General features: G+C 58.7%; 12 protein-coding genes and 1 tRNA gene. 7 read left to right on the plus strand and 6 right to left on the minus strand.

The annotated features are described in order from the left end of the window. Positions 1-168: 168 nt before the first annotated feature. Positions 169-894: a Bax inhibitor-1/YccA family protein gene (locus IC235_RS08030; RefSeq protein WP_191004656.1), complete on the plus strand. Its 726-nt coding sequence runs from the start codon at positions 169-171 to the stop codon at positions 892-894. A gap of 163 nt (positions 895-1,057) precedes the next feature. On the opposite strand, the gene IC235_RS08035 is transcribed toward IC235_RS08030, so the two are convergent. Continuing rightward, a complete protein-coding gene (locus IC235_RS08035; protein WP_223847143.1) occupies positions 1,058-2,656 on the minus strand; it encodes a protein adenylyltransferase SelO in 1,599 nt (532 codons plus the stop codon). Between the two features lie 468 nt (positions 2,657-3,124). On the opposite strand from IC235_RS08035, the gene IC235_RS08040 reads away from it, so the two are divergent. Together IC235_RS08040 and IC235_RS08045 are read left to right on the plus strand one after the other, a co-directional pair. Next, a complete protein-coding gene (locus IC235_RS08040; RefSeq protein ID WP_191004657.1) occupies positions 3,125-4,507 on the plus strand; it encodes a hypothetical protein in 1,383 nt (460 codons plus the stop codon). Between the two features lie 89 nt (positions 4,508-4,596). Next, a tRNA-Lys gene (locus IC235_RS08045) sits at positions 4,597-4,669 on the plus strand. Between the two features lie 640 nt (positions 4,670-5,309). Here IC235_RS08045 and IC235_RS08050 read toward each other — a convergent pair. Further along, positions 5,310-6,011 (minus strand): 16S rRNA (uracil(1498)-N(3))-methyltransferase, encoded by a 702-nt coding sequence (locus IC235_RS08050; protein ID WP_191004658.1) that lies wholly within the window; start codon positions 6,009-6,011, stop codon positions 5,310-5,312. A gap of 144 nt (positions 6,012-6,155) precedes the next feature. On the opposite strand from IC235_RS08050, the gene IC235_RS08055 reads away from it, so the two are divergent. Continuing rightward, on the plus strand, positions 6,156-7,190 hold the full coding sequence (locus IC235_RS08055) for an SDR family oxidoreductase (protein WP_191004659.1): 1,035 nt from the start codon (positions 6,156-6,158) through the stop codon (positions 7,188-7,190). A gap of 437 nt (positions 7,191-7,627) precedes the next feature. On the opposite strand, the gene pckA is transcribed toward IC235_RS08055, so the two are convergent. Continuing rightward, positions 7,628-9,253 carry a phosphoenolpyruvate carboxykinase (ATP) gene (gene pckA / locus IC235_RS08060; RefSeq protein WP_191004660.1) on the minus strand — a complete coding sequence of 542 codons (1,626 nt, stop codon included), beginning with the start codon at positions 9,251-9,253 and terminating at the stop codon, positions 7,628-7,630. Between the two features lie 231 nt (positions 9,254-9,484). On the opposite strand from pckA, the gene IC235_RS08065 reads away from it, so the two are divergent. Both IC235_RS08065 and IC235_RS08070 read left to right on the plus strand, forming a co-directional pair. Further along, positions 9,485-10,426: a helix-turn-helix domain-containing protein gene (locus IC235_RS08065; protein WP_191004661.1), complete on the plus strand. Its 942-nt coding sequence runs from the start codon at positions 9,485-9,487 to the stop codon at positions 10,424-10,426. A gap of 103 nt (positions 10,427-10,529) precedes the next feature. Then, complete coding sequence (locus IC235_RS08070) at positions 10,530-12,101, plus strand: peptide MFS transporter (protein ID WP_191004662.1); 1,572 nt, start codon at positions 10,530-10,532, stop codon at positions 12,099-12,101. Positions 12,102-12,396: 295 nt separating this feature from the next. Here IC235_RS08070 and IC235_RS08075 read toward each other — a convergent pair whose 3' ends face one another. The 3 genes from IC235_RS08075 to groES form a co-directional block, all read right to left on the minus strand. Then, a complete protein-coding gene (locus tag IC235_RS08075; protein WP_317173545.1) occupies positions 12,397-12,861 on the minus strand; it encodes a transposase in 465 nt (154 codons plus the stop codon). A 367-nt stretch (positions 12,862-13,228) separates the two neighbouring features. Further along, the gene (gene groL, locus IC235_RS08080; RefSeq protein ID WP_191004664.1) at positions 13,229-14,881 is read right to left on the minus strand and encodes a chaperonin GroEL; all 1,653 of its coding nucleotides are present in this window, start codon (positions 14,879-14,881) and stop codon (positions 13,229-13,231) included. A gap of 66 nt (positions 14,882-14,947) precedes the next feature. Beyond that, entirely contained in the window at positions 14,948-15,238 is a 291-nt protein-coding gene (groES, locus tag IC235_RS08085) for a co-chaperone GroES (RefSeq protein ID WP_068195400.1), read from the minus strand. Between the two features lie 913 nt (positions 15,239-16,151). Here groES and IC235_RS08090 point away from each other — a divergent pair. Then, the gene (locus IC235_RS08090) at positions 16,152-16,721 is read left to right on the plus strand and encodes a DUF4874 domain-containing protein (RefSeq protein ID WP_191004665.1); all 570 of its coding nucleotides are present in this window, start codon (positions 16,152-16,154) and stop codon (positions 16,719-16,721) included. Position 16,722 lies beyond the last annotated feature (1 nt).

The raw sequence follows: 16,722 nt of genomic DNA on the forward strand, positions 1-16,722 counted from the left end.
CAGTCCGGTACTGGTGCGAGCCTGGCGGAGCGCTGAATTCGCACCAGCGCGGGCGATTTGCTGAGACGGTTAAAGAGCAACCATTGAGTTTGGTTCGGCGTTTTGCTGGCGGCGTGCCGTTGCGTAGCTTGGCACTTGCATTCCCTGTCATTTTTCGCTTACTCAATCATGGAAGAAAACAACCTGGCCCCGACTCCCGAGTCGGTGCTTATTTCGCCCGCGGAAGCTGCCGAAGTACAAGCTCGATTTTTTGCTCAGGTGTACGGCTGGATGGCGGCCGGCCTGGGGCTGACGGGGGGCGTGGCGCTGTTTGCGGCGTCCTCGCCCGCCCTGCTGGAATTCGTGTTCGGCACCCGCTTCGTCTTTTTAGGGCTCATTATTGCCGAACTGGTGCTGGTGAGCTTCCTCTCGGCCCGCGTATTCGACTGGAGCCAGAGCATGGTGCAAGCCACTTTTGTGGGCTACGCCGTGCTGAACGGGGTCACCCTGAGCTGCATTTTCCTCGCTTATACCTACTCTTCCATTGCCTCCACTTTTTTCGTGGCGGGCGGCACCTTTGGCGTGATGAGCCTGTACGGCTACTTTACCAAGCAGGACCTTTCGGGCTGGGGCAAGCTATTGAGTATGGCCCTCATCGGATTAGTACTAGCCATGGTGGTGAACCTGTTCTGGGCCAACTCGGTGTTGCAAATTGTTACTTCCTTCGTCGGGGTGCTGCTGTTCGTGGCCCTGACCGCTTACGACACCCAGAAACTGAAGCAGCTGGCGCTGCTCGGCCTAACGGAAGGCGAAGAGATGAGCAACAAAGCGTCCATCCTGGGGGCACTAATATTGTATATGGACTTCATCAACCTCTTCCTGTTTCTGTTGCGCATTTTTGGCCGGCGCCGGTAGAAGCAACCACGACGCGACCTGCCAAGCCCCCGTTGCGGTATCACTTTGTGCTCGTCTGGCTCCCATCAGAACAACCCCGGGCACCACCCAGTCACCTAAAAAGCCCCGCTGAATCATCACATCAGCGGGGCTTTTTAGGTGAATGAGCAAAGCCAAAGCCCGCCTACGAGCTGCACGACAGCGTTGCGCAGCCGGGCATTTCCCAGGCCCAGTCGGGACGTTTGGCGGCAAATTCCTGGTGCTCGGGCTGCTCCGCGTACGGTTGCTTGAGAACTTCCATCAGCGTGTTCAAATAGGAGAGGTCTCCTCGCTCCGCCGCTTCAATGGCTCGCTGAGCCAGGTAGTTTCGCAGTACGTACTTGGGGTTGGCCCCCAGCATGGTGGCCTCTATGGCGGTGGCGGTGGTCGTCTCCTCCCGTAGCCGGGGCAGGTAGCGCCGCAGCCAGTCGAGCAGGGGGGAGTGCGCCGGGTTAGGCAGCGGAACGTAGGAGGCCGCGGCCAGCAGCTCGTGGAACCGGTCGTATTCCTGCTCCGGCGCGGCAATCAGGGCCGGTGCTACGTGCGAGAGCTGGCGGAAAAAAATGGTCATGTCAACCTCGGCCTCGGCTAGCGCCTCCAGCAAGCCGCCAATCAAGTGTACGTCCTCTTCAGTTTGGCGCGCCGTGAGGCCCAGCTTTTTCAGCAGGATTTCCTGCCGGGTGCGCTCGAAGGTCGACTCGTATACGTCCAGCCCCGGGCGCAGCAGCTCAATGTCTCCCACCAGCAGGTAGAGCGCCTCGGCCAGGCGGGCTAGGTTCCACATCGCCACCTGGGGCTGCTGGCCGAAGGCGTAGCGGCGGGAGCCAAAATCGGTGGTGTTGGGCGTCCAGTCGGGGTCGTAGGGCTCCAGCCAGCCGTAGGGGCCGTAGTCGATGGTAAGGCCGAGGATGGACATGTTGTCGGTGTTCATCACCCCGTGCACAAAGCCGACCGTCATCCAGTGCGCCACCATCACGGCGGTGCGGCGGCAGATTTCCTCGTACCAGCGTACGTACCCGGCCGGCGACGGCGAGCCCAACTCCGGAAAATGGTGCCGGATGACGTAGTCGGCCAGGGCCCGTAGGTTGTCGACTTCGCGAGCGGCTGCCATCATCTGGAAATTGCCGAAGCGGATGAAGGTGGGGGCCACCCGGGCCACGATAGCACCCGGCTCCGGCTTGGCGTTGCCGTTGTAGAACATGTCGCGCACGACTAAGTCGCCGGTTCCCACCAGGCTCAGGGCCCGGGTGGTGGGCACCCCCAGGTAGTGCATGGCTTCGCTGCACAAAAACTCGCGTAGCGACGAGCGCAGCACGGCCCGGCCATCGGCCCGCCGCGAGTAGGGCGTGGGACCGGCCCCTTTAAGCTGGATTTCCCAGGAGCTGCCGTCAGTAGCCGTCACTTCGCCCAGGGAGATTGCGCGGCCGTCACCAAGCTGCCCGGCCCAATTACCGAACTGATGGCCGGCGTAGCGTGCGGCAAAGGGCTTCATAGTGTCCGTGACCAGGTTGCCGGCCAGGGCGTCGACCGTAGGGCCCCGCTCTGCCGGCCGGGCAATGCCGAGGTAAGCGGCCAGCTCATCGCACCAGGCCAGCAGGTGCGGGTCGCGCACGGGGGTGGGCTTCACCCGCGAATAGGTGTAGCCGGGCACTTGGCGCGGGCGATTATCCCGGGCTACTTCGCCGCGCAGCTCATCGACGAAGGTGTTGTTGAATTCAAGTTGGTGCAGTTGCGGAGTAGCCATCGGAAGTTGGGTTGGAAAGGCTGGACCAGCGGACCAGAAAGTAAGGGCTATCAGCAGGCAAACGCTAATCAGCCGGGCGGGTTTGGTTGAGCTTGGGTTCGCCATGCTCCTGCTGCGGAACCTGAACGGGAGGCCGCGGAAGCAGCATCAGTAAAAAGGGTTGTTTGGAAGAATGCAAAAATGCCCCCGGCATAGGTCGGTGCTTTTCGCCGAAGCCCTTTAATGGGTGTTTAAAACGAAATTTGAGGTTAGTTGTAGGGACAGGCGTCCGAGGCTGAAATCACCAGCAACTCTACGCGGCGGGCCAACTTCATCGCTAATGATTCCAGAAAGAGTCAATTTTATCTTGTTTATATTAAGTATATTTGCTGCCCAGACCCTACTTCGGTGAATATAAACCGGTGCTATATATTAGCGTTCCCACTTGGAAGGTGCTTATAGCTGATTACATTTTCAGCTTGCAATGCAATGAATCTACGCGCTTTATACGATACGCTACGACAGCGCCGTCGGCCTGAAGATGTAGCGGACATGCTGCTGCCGCTACTGCAAGACAAGCTGACTGGGCAACAGAGCCTCACCCTGCGCAAAGCGGCTAATCATTCGCTGCGTCGGAGTGTGTGGCAATATTCAGCCATGGCAAGCATCTTTCGGCCGCCGCAGGGAGCAGACCGACAGGTGCGGAAGACCGCGGAGTTGTTCGCCCAGGTGCCTCCTCCAGGCTTGCGCTATGATGTTCCCGCCGATGTGGAAGCTTTTCTGAAAAAAGTAAATCCCTTACTAGGCAAACAGTTGGGCCACAATAATTACCTCACCGACCGTCTGGACCGCGCCGCCCGTGCCGCTTCGGGAATCGACCTGCCCAAGCGTCAGTACAACAAGCTTTTTCGCTCGGTCCGACACCTGGAGGAAAAGTTGCAAACTATGCTGGCAGAGCAACGCCGGGCCGAATTTGAACAGGTTGCCAAACATGGCCTGGCGCACGAGTTGAGCTACGAGGTTTTCGCGCAGGACTTAGACAGCGCCGCTTTTGTGGCCTACTACACTGCTCGCTGCAACATGCGCAGTGAGTTTACTATTGCCGGACAGCAGCGGGCCTACGATGAAGTAGCCGACATGTTGTTTCGGCGTTGTTCCGGCCGGCAGCCCTCGACCCTTGCGCGCTGGCTCGGGGCTACGCCAAGCCCACCCGCTGCCACAGCCAATTGGTGGGCCATTGCCCATGTATATCCAGCACCAGAGGTATTAGCGCTGCTTACCAGCGAGCAGCAAGGTGAGCTGCTCGGTCGGTGGACTTCCTTGTTGCAAGAGCTAGCGGGTTATTTGCACGGAATATGGTCGCAAAACTCGTTTCAGCGGGATTCCATGATTGTCAAACGAGGAGATGATTCATCAACCTGGAATGCGGCCGCTGGCTCCTGGAATAAGACCCGGGATAACTGGATAAACCTGCTCTACGCTCTGGGCATGGAGTTCGTGCTGGAAGAGATGTGCTTTGGCAAAGTATTGCGTCTTATGGCTGCTGATGTAGTCGCCTGGCACCATAGAGCGGGCCAAGGACTAGACCCTAATACGCAAGTGTGGGCCGCTTTGCCCTTGCCCTGGGAGGTATTTTTGGGTACTGCTACTTGCACTCGGGCCCAGGTAGCGAGTGCTTGCCGACAGGCCGGCCTTGACCCCCTAAAGTCCGGCTGGCTGGCTCCCCGGCCTCACGGAGTAGTCCCGTTTCGGCCCACGCCGGAACTGGTGCACGGCGTGAGCGTCACGAATCCGTACCTTGCTGCCGTCTTAAAGCGTCACCGGTATTTCTCCGGAAAGCCCGTGTTACCGCTACGGCCCGAAGTGAATTAATAAGCCAACGATGATGAGGTAGTTCAGTGGGAGAACTCCCGGCTCTAATCCGGGTGGACGCAGGTTCGAGCCCTGCCCTCATCACCAACTCTGGTATAGCTCAGCGGAAGAGCGCCTGGCTCTTGGACCGGGTGGACGCAGGTTCGAGCCCTGCTACTAGAGCACCGCTTACCTGGCTGAACAGAACGAGCCCGCTGTAATAGCGGGCTCGTTCTGTTTATGCCGAGGGATAAGGCCCGCCGTGGCTGATACAGAAGCTAATGTATTCTCGTAGTCGGCAATTATTTGGACCGCCCCAGCCTCCGATACTGATTACACATATGGCGCTGGCGGCTCGCTGATTCCATCGAATCACAGGTTTGAGTTGCGCCCAGGCTTAAGTCGCGCCCAAGCAAGGCGTACTCACCAGCGCCTGACCTGGGCGTGGACCTGTCCAGCACCTACGACAGAGGTCTGTCCTGGCGAGCTAATCGAATAATCCGTGTGCAAGTCCAAAGTGGACCTCATTATCGGTGACTTTTAGCAAGAACAAATCAATGCGTAAACCAAGCATTAGCCTTATATTAAGTCTAAGTTCCTTCCTGAATACCACCCTGTGATCATATCCATTATATCACCTAAAATATCAGCTTCTACATCATTTCCTTTTTCTTGTAGCTCTGAATAATAATTGTAGAACACATTATAAATCTCCTGCTTATTGAAACCATTAGTATTCAATTTAATGGCAAATTCACGAAGTGACTCCGTAGGTTCTTCAGAATTTAGTATTTGTTTTAAATCACTTCTGAACATATTCATTTCACGTTTCCCGACAGATGTGCATGGTAAACACTGCCGCCAGGGCCGCCGTCTCCGTGCGCAGCCGTGAAGCTCCCAACGTCACCGGCCGAATGCCCCGGCTGAGGGCTAACTTAATTTCCTCCGGCGTGAAATCCCCCTCTGGGCCAATTAGCACGCAGCAGCGTGGTCCTGCGCCGGCCACTTGCGCCAGTGCTGTACGCTCACCTTCTTCCAAATGCGCGATAAATGTGGTGTCGGGCCCCACTTCGGCTACAAAATTCTTAAAATCCGTCATCTCGTCCAGCTGCGGTAGCCAGGCCTGACCTGACTGCTTGAGGGCGCTGATGGCGATTTTCTCCAGCCGATCCAGCTTCAGCTCGCGGCGCTCGGAGCGGGCGCAGCGCAGGAAGGTGAGGCGCTCCACACCTACTTCAACGGCTTTCTCGACGAACCATTCCATGCGGTCGAGGTTTTTGGTAGGAGCCACGGCTACGTGGGTGAAGTAGGGGCGGGGTGGCACCGTGGCCTGGTAGGTGATGCGGAGCTGGCAGCGCTTGGGATTGGCGTCGGCCACGGCGGCGGTGTAGCGGCCGCCGCGGCCGTCGAGCAGCTCCACGGCTTCGCCGGGACCCAGGCGCAGCACCCGCACGGCGTGCTTGCTTTCGTCTTCGGGCAGGGTGTAGGTGGCACCGCTCAAGTCGGGTGCATAAAAAGTGTGCATGGGGCAAAGAACGATACTAGGGCAGCAAGGCCGGGCGGCCAAGCGTGGGCTGGCTCGCACCACGTCCACCCCGAGTTAGCGGCAACTCCACAGTAGGCCCCGTCGTACCCAATTACTCAACCTTATCACTTTCCACCTCACCTTATGAAACCTACCCTCAAGAAATTAAGCGACCAGGTTATGGTCATTACCGGCGCTTCGTCGGGCATTGGCCTGGTTACGGCCCGCCTGGCGGCCCAAAAAGGAGCCCGGCTGGTGTTGGCCGCACGCAGCGAAGACGCCCTGCGGCAACTCACCCACGAAATCACTGCCGCCGGGGGGCAGGCCATTTACGTAGTGGCCGACGTGAGCCAGCCGGCCGAGGTGCACGGCATTGCGCAAGCCGCCATCCAGCAGTTTGGCGGTTTCGATACCTGGGTGAACGATGCCGGGGTGTCGATATACGGCAAGGTCGAGCAAACGCCGGTAGAAGACATGCGCAAGCTGTTCGATACCAACGTTTGGGGCCTGATTTACGGCTCGCTCGAGGCCGTGCAGCACCTCAAAGCGCGGGGCGGCAGCCTCATCAACATCGGCAGTATTTTGTCGGAAACCACTGCTATTCTCCAAACCATCTACAGTGCCAGCAAACATGCCGTGAAGGGCTTCACCGACGGCCTGCGCATGGAGCTGGAAATGGACGGCACCCCGGTGGCAGTTTCGCTCGTGAAGCCGGGGGCCATCGACACACCCTACCCCGAACACGCCAAGAACTACCTGGATCGCGAGCCCCAGCACGCCCCGCCGGCTTACGCGCCCGACCTTGTGGCCCGCGCCATCCTGCACTGCGCCGAAACCGGCCAGCCCGAAGTAACGATAGGGGGCGGTGGCAAGCTGATTTCGGCCCTGAACCACTACGCCCCGCGCCTCACCGACAAGTTCATGGAAAAGGTGTTTGCCAAGCAGGAGCAGTCGAAGCGCCCGCCCCGGCCGCGCGCCCAAAACGGCCTCGACCAGCCCATGGGCGAACTGCAAGAGCGCGGCAATTACCCCGGCCACACCCGCGAGACCAGCCTGTACACCGCCGCTACTACGCACCCGCTGGTGACGGCCGCCGCGCTGGCTGGGGTCGGCGTGGGCCTGGCCGCCTGGCTGGGCCGGCCTGCTCCGGAGAAAACTGGCGACGGGCAAAAGGATTAAGTGAGGGCCCATTAATTGTGCCAAGCTGCTAGCCGCCTGTAGGGTTATGCCGTAAATAAGCCGCGTAGCGGTGACAGAGCGTCTAGGAAAATCTGTCACCGCTACGCGGCTTTGCCACATTCCCGGTTAGCTTTTCTACTAACCTGTCGCCGCTATGCGGCTGTTCGGTTCGCATACTAGTCATCAGGCTCCGTCCGTGCTATGGTGAGCGGTCCGATTTCCTTGCCGACCGTTCGCGTACCGGCCATCAGGCTCCCTCTCTCCTGTGGCTTGGCGCCTGAAGCGAACCGGGGTCATACCCGGGAGAGCTCACCCTCCCGGGTACGACCCTCAGGGGGCATGTGAGGTTCCCACGGTTGCGCTTCCCCACCCATTCAAACAAAAGCCCCGCTAGCATGTGCTAGCGGGGCTTTTTTATCGTTAAACGCGGTCGAAGCTTAGGCTTCAACGGCCACTTTGGGGGCGCCGGCCAGAATCTCTTCGTTGGCAAAATCGGCGTACTTCCGGAAGTTCTCAACAAACTTCTCCGCGAGGTCAGCGGCGGTTTTGTCGTAGGCTTCCTTGTCGGCCCAGGTGTTGCGCGGGTCCAGGATTTCGGTGGGTACGCCGGGCACGGCACCGGGCACGGCCACTCCGAAGATGGGGTGCTTGGTGAACTTTACTTCACTGAGCTGGCCGTTGAGAGCCGCCGTGATCATGGCGCGGGTGTAGTTGAGCTTCATGCGGTGGCCGGTGCCGTAGCTCCCGCCGGTCCAGCCGGTATTGATGAGCCAGACGTTGATGTCAGGGTTCTCATCCATTTTCTGGCCCAGCATCTCGGCATACCGGGTGGGGTGCAGGGGCAGGAACACGGCCCCGAAGCAGGCCGAGAACGTGGTTTGGGGTTCTACCACGCCCATTTCGGTGCCCGCCACCTTGGCCGTGTAGCCCGACATGAACAGGTACATGGCGTGGCTTTTATCGAGCTTGCTGATGGGGGGCAGTACGCCGAAGGCATCGGCGGTAAGGAAGAAAATATTCTTGGGTGCGGCGGCCACCGAGGGCTCGATGGCGTTGTCGATGAAGTGGATGGGGTAGGCTGTCCGCGTGTTCTCGGTTACCGACTTATTGGCGTAGTCCACGGTGTGGGTGCCGGGGATGAAACGCGTATTTTCCACGATGGCGCCGAAGCGGATGGCATCCCAAATCTGCGGCTCTTTTTCGCGGCTCAGGTCGATGACCTTGGCGTAGCAGCCGCCCTCGAAGTTGAAGATGCCCGCGTCGGGGGTCCAGCCGTGTTCGTCATCGCCGATGAGGCCGCGGTGGGGGTCGGCGGAGAGCGTGGTTTTGCCGGTGCCGGAGAGGCCGAAGAAGATGGCGGTGTCGCCGCCCTGGCCCACGTTGGCCGAGCAGTGCATGGGCAGCGTGCTCATCTGGTGAGGCAAGAGGTAGTTCAGCACCCCAAAAATGCCTTTTTTCATCTCACCCGCGTAGCCCGTACCGCCGATGAGAATCATCTTCTTGGTGAAGTTGAGGATGGCGAAGTTAGGTTGGCGGGTGCCGTCCACGGCCGGGTCGGCTTCGAAGCCGGGGGCGCAGATGATGCTGAAATCGGGCGTCCAGCTGGTGTCGGCGCCTTCGGCGGGGCGCAGAAACATGTTGTAGCAAAACAGGTTGTGCCAGGCCTGCTCGTTCACGATGCGCAGCTTGAGCTGATAGTCGGGGTGGGCGCCGGCATAGGCCTCGCGCACGTACAGCTCCTTGTCGGCCAGGTAGGCCACCATTTTCTGGTGCAACTGGTCGAATTTGTCGGCGTCGAAGGGGATGTTGATGTCGCCCCACCACACACTGTCTTCGGTGTTGGCGTCGCGCACCACGAACCGGTCCTTGGGCGAGCGGCCGGTGAACTTGCCGGTGTCGGCCATCAGCGCGCCGGTGTCGGTCAGGTGGCCTTCCCCGTTACGCAGGGCGTGCTCGATGAGCTCCGCGGGCGTCAGGTTGAGGTGAACGGTCGCCGTTTCGTGGAAGCCCAGCGGCTGCAAACGATTGGGGGAGGTGGCAGCAAGGGGGGATGGTTCTTGCATGGCTGAAAAAGTGTTGGGTGGGAGTTTTGGGGAATCAGGGTGCAAAGGTAGAATTGTTCGGCTGGCGGACAGTGAAACAATTCGTTTCTTTAACGGGACAAATTAAACTTTGGTCTTGCCGCCCGTGCAATTTTTGCCGCCCCCAGCCGTATTGAATAAGGCAGTACCAGGGGAAGATTTAATCACCGGGCCTGCGTAGGTTTGCTTTGTCCCTGCTTTACTTCCCCGCTCATGGCCTCTCACATTGCCCGCTACAACGGAATTTACGGCGACAGCAAAGCGCAGATTTCGCACGACTATCTGCAGAGCCAGCTCATCGTGCCCCGGCAGCGCCTCACCGACTGGGGCCTCAAGCCGCACCTGCACGAAAACCTGTTCCAGCTGTTCTTTCTCGAAGCCGGCCGCGCTTCTTTCGAGGCCACCGAGCTGGTCGAGCTCACCACGCCCTGTCTGGTCATCATTCCCGCCAACACGGTGCACGGCTTCACGTTCAGCCCGCAAGTGAAAGGCCGCACCCTCACGCTGGCGGAGGCCTTGCTCGATACCATCCTGCAGGCTACTCCCGGCGTACTGGTGGAGTTGAACTCGGTGCATATTCTTTCCGATTTCAACTCCGAAGTAGGGTTTGCCGATTTACTGTCCCTCGAGCAGCAGATTCACGAGGAGATTTATTCGGAGCTGCCCGGCAAGCAGCTTGCGCTCAACGGCTACTTCAAGCTGCTTTTTGTAAAGATATTCCGCCTGCTGCACCACAACCGCCGGAAGGAGGAAAGCCCCAACCGCGCCCTGCACTACTTCCGCGAGTTCCAGAAAGCCATTGAGCGGACGGCCCCCTTCGAGAAGAAGATCTCGCAGTTTGCCCAGGAGCTCAAGATTACCCAGGTGCATCTGAACCGAATCTGCCAGGCCGTGAAGGGCAAAACGGCCCAGCAGATTGTGCAGGCCCACACCATTCGCAAGGCGCACAACTACCTGCTGTATACCTCGCTCTCGGTAGCCGAGATTGCCTACGAGCTGCAGTTTGTCGACCCCGGCTATTTCACGCGCTTTTTTCGCAAGCAAACCGGGCTCTCACCCGGGGCCTACCGCGCCAAAGCCTACCGCCCCGACGGGCCGCCCAAAACGGCCCGGCCCGAGTTGCCCGAGTGGAAAAATGTCACGCTGCCTTCATAATGCCGAAACTTTCCTAGATTTACCGTGCCCGTATTGCACGGCTTGCGCAGCGGGCGCCGGTTGTAACTTCCTCATCCTTTCCGTTCACCCCCCAGCTTCCCTCATGCAAACCATTTCCGCTCAAACCGAGCAGCCGCTTCAGGCGGAATCCACGAGCCACCCCCGCGGCTTATACCTGTTGTTCGCCACCGAAATGTGGGAGCGGTTCAGCTACTACGGCATGCGCGCCGTGCTCGTGCTGTTTCTGACCAAGGCCATGATGATGGACAAGGCCTTCGCGTCCAAGTTCTATGGGGGCTACACCAGCCTGATTTACCTCACCCCCCTGATCGGCGGCTTTATTGCCGACCGGTACTGGGGCAATCGTCGCTCCATCCTCACGGGCGGCGTGCTGATGGCCCTGGGCCAGTTTACCCTCTTCTTCGCCGCTTCCAACTACGGTCCGGCCGCCACTCACGGCCTTAGCCACCAGCTCCTGTACTTAGGCCTGGGCTTTATGATCCTGGGTAATGGTTTCTTTAAACCCAATATTTCGAGCATGGTGGGCTCTCTCTACAGCGCCACCGACAAGCGCAAGGACGCGGCCTACACCATCTTTTACATGGGCATCAACCTGGGCTCCTTCATCGGCAATACCATCACCAGCCTTTTGGGCGACACTGGGCACCCGGGCGACTTCCGCTGGGCGTTCTTAGCCTGCGGCATTGCCATGCTGTTGGGCACGAGCATTTTTCAGTGGGGCAAAACCAAGTACCTGCACACCCCCGAAGGCGTGCAGGTGGGGGAGACCCCGGCTATCTCGGGCGGCATTAAGGGCGTGTTTGCCCTGCTGCCGGTGCTGCTGGCCGTCATGCTGGGCATTCTGTGGCTCGATTCAGCCAAGTTTCCGACCATTGCTCCGCTGCTGGGCCTGGCGCTGGTGGCCATCATCATCATGATCTTCAGCGACAAGTCCCTGTCCGGGGCCGACGTGCAGGGCGTGCTGGTTATTTTCATCGTGTCGTTTTTCGTGGTGTTCTTCTGGGCGGCGTTCGAGCAGGCTCCGGCCTCACTCACGTTTTTTGCCGACGAGCAGATGGACCGCACGCTCTTTGGCTACGAGCTGCCCGCCAGTATTTTCCAGAACCTGAACGCGTTCTTCGTAGTGGCCGGCGCCCCGGTAATGGCCCTGCTTTGGACGGCCCTGGGCAAGCGCGGCTCCGAGCCGCCCTCCCCAGTCAAGATGGCCATCGGCCTGGCCCTGCTGGCGCTGGGCTACCTGGTAATGTGCTTGGGCGTGCACAACCTGCAGCCGGGCGTGAAGGTGAGCATGTTCTTCCTGGTGGCCCTGTATTTCTTCCATTCCATTGGCGAGCTGTGTTTGTCGCCCATCGGCCTGTCGCTGGTGAACAAGCTGGCCCCCGTCAAGTTTGCCTCCCTGCTCATGGCTGTCTGGTTCCTGGCCAACGCCGCTGCCAACTACCTGGCCGGCTACATGAGCAGCCTCTACCCCGACCCGAAATCTACGGCCCCGGCCCCCGTGCTGCTGGGCTTCACCATCACCAGTCTGTATGACTTCTTCCTGGTGTTTGTGGTGTCTGCTTCCGCCGCCGCCCTCATCCTATTCGTCATCAGCCGCCAACTGACCAAGATGATGGACGCCCGCAACTACCCCGCACCAACTGCCCAGGCGTAAAGCGGATTCGTTGCGCACATCTCCGAAAGCCCCCGGCATCAGTGGTGCCGGGGGCTTTTTCGTGGTGGAATTGATTTGTTGCTCGATGATGTGGTCGTTCCCATTTGGGGCATTGTCTGATCCATTGTCGATACTTCCCAAGGCGTAGTTGCTCGTTCCCTCGCTTTCTTCTGGTCTTGGCAAAGCGAATTGTGGGGCCATGAATCCCAGGCCGGCGAAGCCAGTTGTCCAGATGGGTCGTGGTCCCGCTGTTATCCCGAACGACTAACTGATTGCGCAGTGAGTTTGACTCTCTTCAATACAACCATGCCGTAACCTCTGGCGGCATGGTCTGCAGAATCCACTCCACAACCTCCGGCTCAGCCGCTGGCAAGTCCAGCAACTGCCGCGCCATCGCCTGGTCGCAAAGCGTACCGGCGCGCTGCCCCGCATAATCAGCAAACGACGACCACGGCCATTCGAGCAAGTCGCGCACCAACCCGGCGCGTAACGGGTTTTGGTGAATATAGCAGAAGCATATTCCGGCGTAGGCCGGGTCGCCATCGGCTAGGCTCTTAGCTTGCGTTTGCTGCTGAAACAGTGAGCCCGTGCGGTTCTCCTGCCGCTGAATGGCCCGGGTGTAGGAACTGAGCAAGATTCGAAACCCGGCGCCGCAGCCTACTGGAGTGGCTTCTTCCCGCACCTGGACCAGCAAGTGAAAATGGTTAGGCATGAGGCACCACGCCAGAATACGCAAGTGCGGGCTAAGGTATTTACGCATCTTTCTCAGGAAAAATAAATAGTTCTCGGGGCTGAAAAAGATACGCTCCCGATTATTTCCCCGGTTATAAATGTGGTAAAGGTGCCCGGGCTGAAGGTGCATATCGCAGAAATGAAAAGGCCGATGTGGTGCCACGAATTGCCCGCAGGGCTTCGTGGCACCACTAAATTGCTTGAATGTTCTGTAAGTATACTGTAAGAAAATTAATATAGATGACTTATATTATTTAACACCCCGAACTATAATGTTACCACAAAGCCCTACGGGCAATTCGTGGCACCACATCCGTTAATACAAACAGCCCCGCTGGCACTGCCAGCGGGGCTGTTTACGCTAATTAGCAACGGGCTAAAAGCAGTTGAGGCGATTACATCATGCCACCCATGCCACCCATACCGCCCATACCACCATCGCCGTGGCTGTGGCTATGGCCGTGTTCCTTGGGCTCGGGCTCGTCTGAAATCACCGCTTCGGTCGTCAGCAGCAGGCCGGCGATGGAGGCGGCGTTCTCCAGGGCAAGGCGCGTTACCTTGGTGGGGTCGATGATGCCGGCGGCCACCAGATTTTCGTAGCGGTCCTCGCGGGCGTTGTAGCCGAAGTCGCCGCTGCCTTCCATCACTTTTTGAACTACTACTGAGCCTTCGCCCCCGGCGTTCTGCACAATGGTGCGCAGGGGTGACTCCAGGGCGGTGCGGATGATGTTCACGCCGGTACGCTCGTCGGCATTGAGGGTATCCACGGCGGCCAGAGCCTCGATGGCCCGTACCAGGGCCACGCCCCCACCGGGGACTACGCCTTCCTCAACGGCGGCGCGGGTAGCGTGCAGGGCGTCGTCGACGCGGTCTTTCTTCTCTTTCATCTCCACCTCCGTCGAAGCACCGATGTAGAGGATGGCCACGCCACCACTCAGCTTGGCGAGGCGCTCCTGGAGCTTCTCCTTGTCGTAGTCCGATGTGGTGGTTTCCATTTGGGCCTTAATCTGGGCAATGCGGCCGCTGATGGCTTCCTTCGAGCCCTTGCCATTGACGATGGTCGTGTTGTCCTTGTCAATGATGATTTTCTCCGCCGTGCCCAGGTACTCCAGGGTAGCGTTTTCGAGCTTGTAGCCCTGCTCTTCGCTGATAACGGTACCGCCCGTGAGGGTGGCAATGTCTTCCAGCATGGCCTTGCGGCGGTCGCCGAAGCCGGGAGCCTTCACGGCGGCAATTTTCAGTGAGCCGCGCAGCTTGTTCACCACCAGGGTGGCCAAGGCCTCGCCGTCCACATCTTCGGAGATGATGACCAGGGGCTTGCCGGTTTGCAGCACTTGCTCCAGCACGGGCAGCAGCTCCTTCATCGTGCTCACTTTCTTGTCGTAGATGAGGACGTAAGGCGAGTCAAACTCTACTTCCATTTTCTCCGGGTTGGTCACGAAGTAAGGGGAGAGGTAGCCGCGGTCGAACTGCATGCCTTCCACCGTCTTCACTTCGGTTTCGGTGCCGCGGGCTTCTTCCACCGTGATGACGCCTTCCTTGCCCACTTTGTCCATGGCATCGGCAATCATCTTCCCGATTTCCGCGTCGTTGTTGGCCGAGATCGTGCCCACCTGGGCAATCTCCGAGTTGTTCTCGATTTTCTTCGACTGCGCTTTCAGGTTGGCTACCACGGCGTGCACGGCCTTATCGATGCCGCGCTTGAGGTCCATAGGATTGGCGCCGGCCGCCACGTTCTTCGAGCCGGCGGTGTAGATGGCCTGGGCCAGCACGGTGGCCGTAGTGGTGCCGTCGCCGGCCTGGTCGGCCGTTTTCGAGGCTACTTCCTTCACGAGCTGGGCCCCCATGTTTTCAATCGGGTCGCGCAGCTCAATCTCCTTGGCCACGGTCACGCCATCTTTGGTGATGCTGGGCGCGCCGAATTTCTTGTCGATGATGACGTTGCGGCCTTTCGGACCGAGGGTCACTTTCACGGCATTCGCCAGTTTGTTCACGCCGGCTTGCAAGCGGGCGCGGCCGTCGGTGTCGAATTGGATGTTCTTAGCCATTTCTGGATGATGAAGTAATTTAGATGAGGTGTTAACTGAGAAATTTTCGCGGATTAAGCCCGGGGCTTAGAGCACGGCGAAAATGTCCGACTCGCGCATGATGAGCAGATCTTCGCCGTCGACGGTGATTTCAGTGCCGGCGTACTTGCCGTAGAGCACCTGGTCGCCCACCTTCACCTGCGGCTTGATAAGCGAGCCACTATCGGCGGTTTTGCCTTCGCCCACGGCTACAACTTCGCCACGCTGGGGCTTCTCCTTGGCCGTATCGGGAATGATGATGCCGGATTTGGTTTTTTCCTCGGCGGCGGCGGCGCGAACAATGACGCGGTCAGCCAGCGGTTTCATGCTAAGTGCCATTCTGTGTGTGTTTGGATTAAGTTAGATGGAAAAACAGGGTGTCCGGCCCAATGTCACTTCCCGTGCCAGGGCCATAAACCTGACAAAATAGGCAGTGTTGGCAACCAAAAGATGGCAGAATTGCTGTTTGGCAGCCTACTGCCACTGGCAAAACCTGGCTGATGTGCGGCAGCACCTCTTACTGGTTTAGCCGCTGAATGCAGGCTGGTATAGTGTGGCTGTCACTTCTAGAGGCTGCTCAGTTAACTTCAGTACCAAACTTTTAACCGAGGCCGGGGTTGAGGACTGCTAATGTTACTTATATTTACTCCAGCAGGAGATTCATCCTTGTATTAGGTTCTCAATCACATCATTGCTCAAGGGCCTGGGAGGCCCATGCCTTTTCGCGCTGGTCTCGTAGCCCCCTCCTCTGATCTTTCTTTATATTATACTTTTTGCTTTATGCTTCCCCTTTATCAGTCATTAAGCCTCTCCGTTCCATCATGCAACAACATCTACTTGGAAGCTCATCCTAGATGAACTGTTTCCGGCCTAGGCTGAAACAAGACTTGTTGCAAGCTCCCACTCAAATCTGTTCTGCCCAGGCAGTTGCTACGGCGGCCTGTGAGGTGACCCCATACTTTGGGAGCCGAGGTTCCGTAACCAGCCTGCTGGCTTTGGTTTGATACTTAGTGGTGGTCACTAGCTACGCCCAAGCGCTACTGCTCCCGTAGGCAAGTAGCAATAAGCAATACTTGGTAACTATTACTGTCCGACCGGCTGCCGCCTAACCAACGGGCATAAGAGGTTTCACGCTCACTCCTCTTTGCTATGAGATACGGTTTTCCTTTTCTGGAGCAAGCCGCGAAACTTGCCTGAGTGGGGGCTACCCGGCGTCACAAACCCAACTTCACCCTCTGCTCCCTGTCCAACCATGACCTCCAACCCCACCCGTACGCTGTCCTCCCGACTCCGGGTCGCCGGCACTAAGCTCCGGCACCTGAGCGTGGGGGGCGCCCTCGTCTTGGCCATCAATGCCGGCCGTGCCCAGGCCCAAACCACCAAAACCTACACCGCCGACAATAGTTTCTTTGCTAATCCGGAAACAGGCAATATGTATTGGTTTTTCAGCACCGGCACCAGTACTTTCTTGCCAGCCGTAAGCAGTATCAGCAATACCCTGCGCACGCAACGGCAGCAAAACGGGGTCTCGACGGTTTGCCTTACCTACTATCTGGGCGATTACAAGTATGAGGCGGTGCCACAGTCAGTGCTGGACCGCATCGATGCCGACATGGCGACGCTGCGTGGCCTGGGGCTGAAGGCCATTCCGTACTTTCACTACGCGTACGAATACGATTACGAAAACCCGCAAAACTGGCGCGAGTCGGAAAAAGACGCCACCAAGGACATTATCGTTCAGCACTGCGCCCAGCTCAAACCCATCTGGACGAGGAATGCGGACGTGCTGGCGCTGGTCGCCTGGGGCATAATCGGCCCCTGAG

It is taken from the genome of Hymenobacter montanus (genome assembly GCF_014699115.1).
Lineage (GTDB): Bacteria > Bacteroidota > Bacteroidia > Cytophagales > Hymenobacteraceae > Hymenobacter > Hymenobacter montanus.

Bases quoted from the DNA above. Each gene is read 5' to 3' on its own strand.
- IC235_RS08030 (WP_191004656.1), top strand. From the start codon at position 169: ATGGAAGAAAACAACCTGGCCCCGACTCCCGAGTCGGTGCTTATTTCG.
- IC235_RS08035 (WP_223847143.1), bottom strand. From the start codon at position 2,656: ATGGCTACTCCGCAACTGCACCAACTTGAATTCAACAACACCTTCGTC.
- IC235_RS08040 (WP_191004657.1), top strand. From the start codon at position 3,125: ATGAATCTACGCGCTTTATACGATACGCTACGACAGCGCCGTCGGCCT.
- IC235_RS08050 (WP_191004658.1), bottom strand. From the start codon at position 6,011: ATGCACACTTTTTATGCACCCGACTTGAGCGGTGCCACCTACACCCTG.
- IC235_RS08055 (WP_191004659.1), top strand. From the start codon at position 6,156: ATGAAACCTACCCTCAAGAAATTAAGCGACCAGGTTATGGTCATTACC.
- pckA (WP_191004660.1), bottom strand. From the start codon at position 9,253: ATGCAAGAACCATCCCCCCTTGCTGCCACCTCCCCCAATCGTTTGCAG.
- IC235_RS08065 (WP_191004661.1), top strand. From the start codon at position 9,485: ATGGCCTCTCACATTGCCCGCTACAACGGAATTTACGGCGACAGCAAA.
- IC235_RS08070 (WP_191004662.1), top strand. From the start codon at position 10,530: ATGCAAACCATTTCCGCTCAAACCGAGCAGCCGCTTCAGGCGGAATCC.
- IC235_RS08075 (WP_317173545.1), bottom strand. From the start codon at position 12,861: ATGCGTAAATACCTTAGCCCGCACTTGCGTATTCTGGCGTGGTGCCTC.
- groL (WP_191004664.1), bottom strand. From the start codon at position 14,881: ATGGCTAAGAACATCCAATTCGACACCGACGGCCGCGCCCGCTTGCAA.
- groES (WP_068195400.1), bottom strand. From the start codon at position 15,238: ATGGCACTTAGCATGAAACCGCTGGCTGACCGCGTCATTGTTCGCGCC.
- IC235_RS08090 (WP_191004665.1), top strand. From the start codon at position 16,152: ATGACCTCCAACCCCACCCGTACGCTGTCCTCCCGACTCCGGGTCGCC.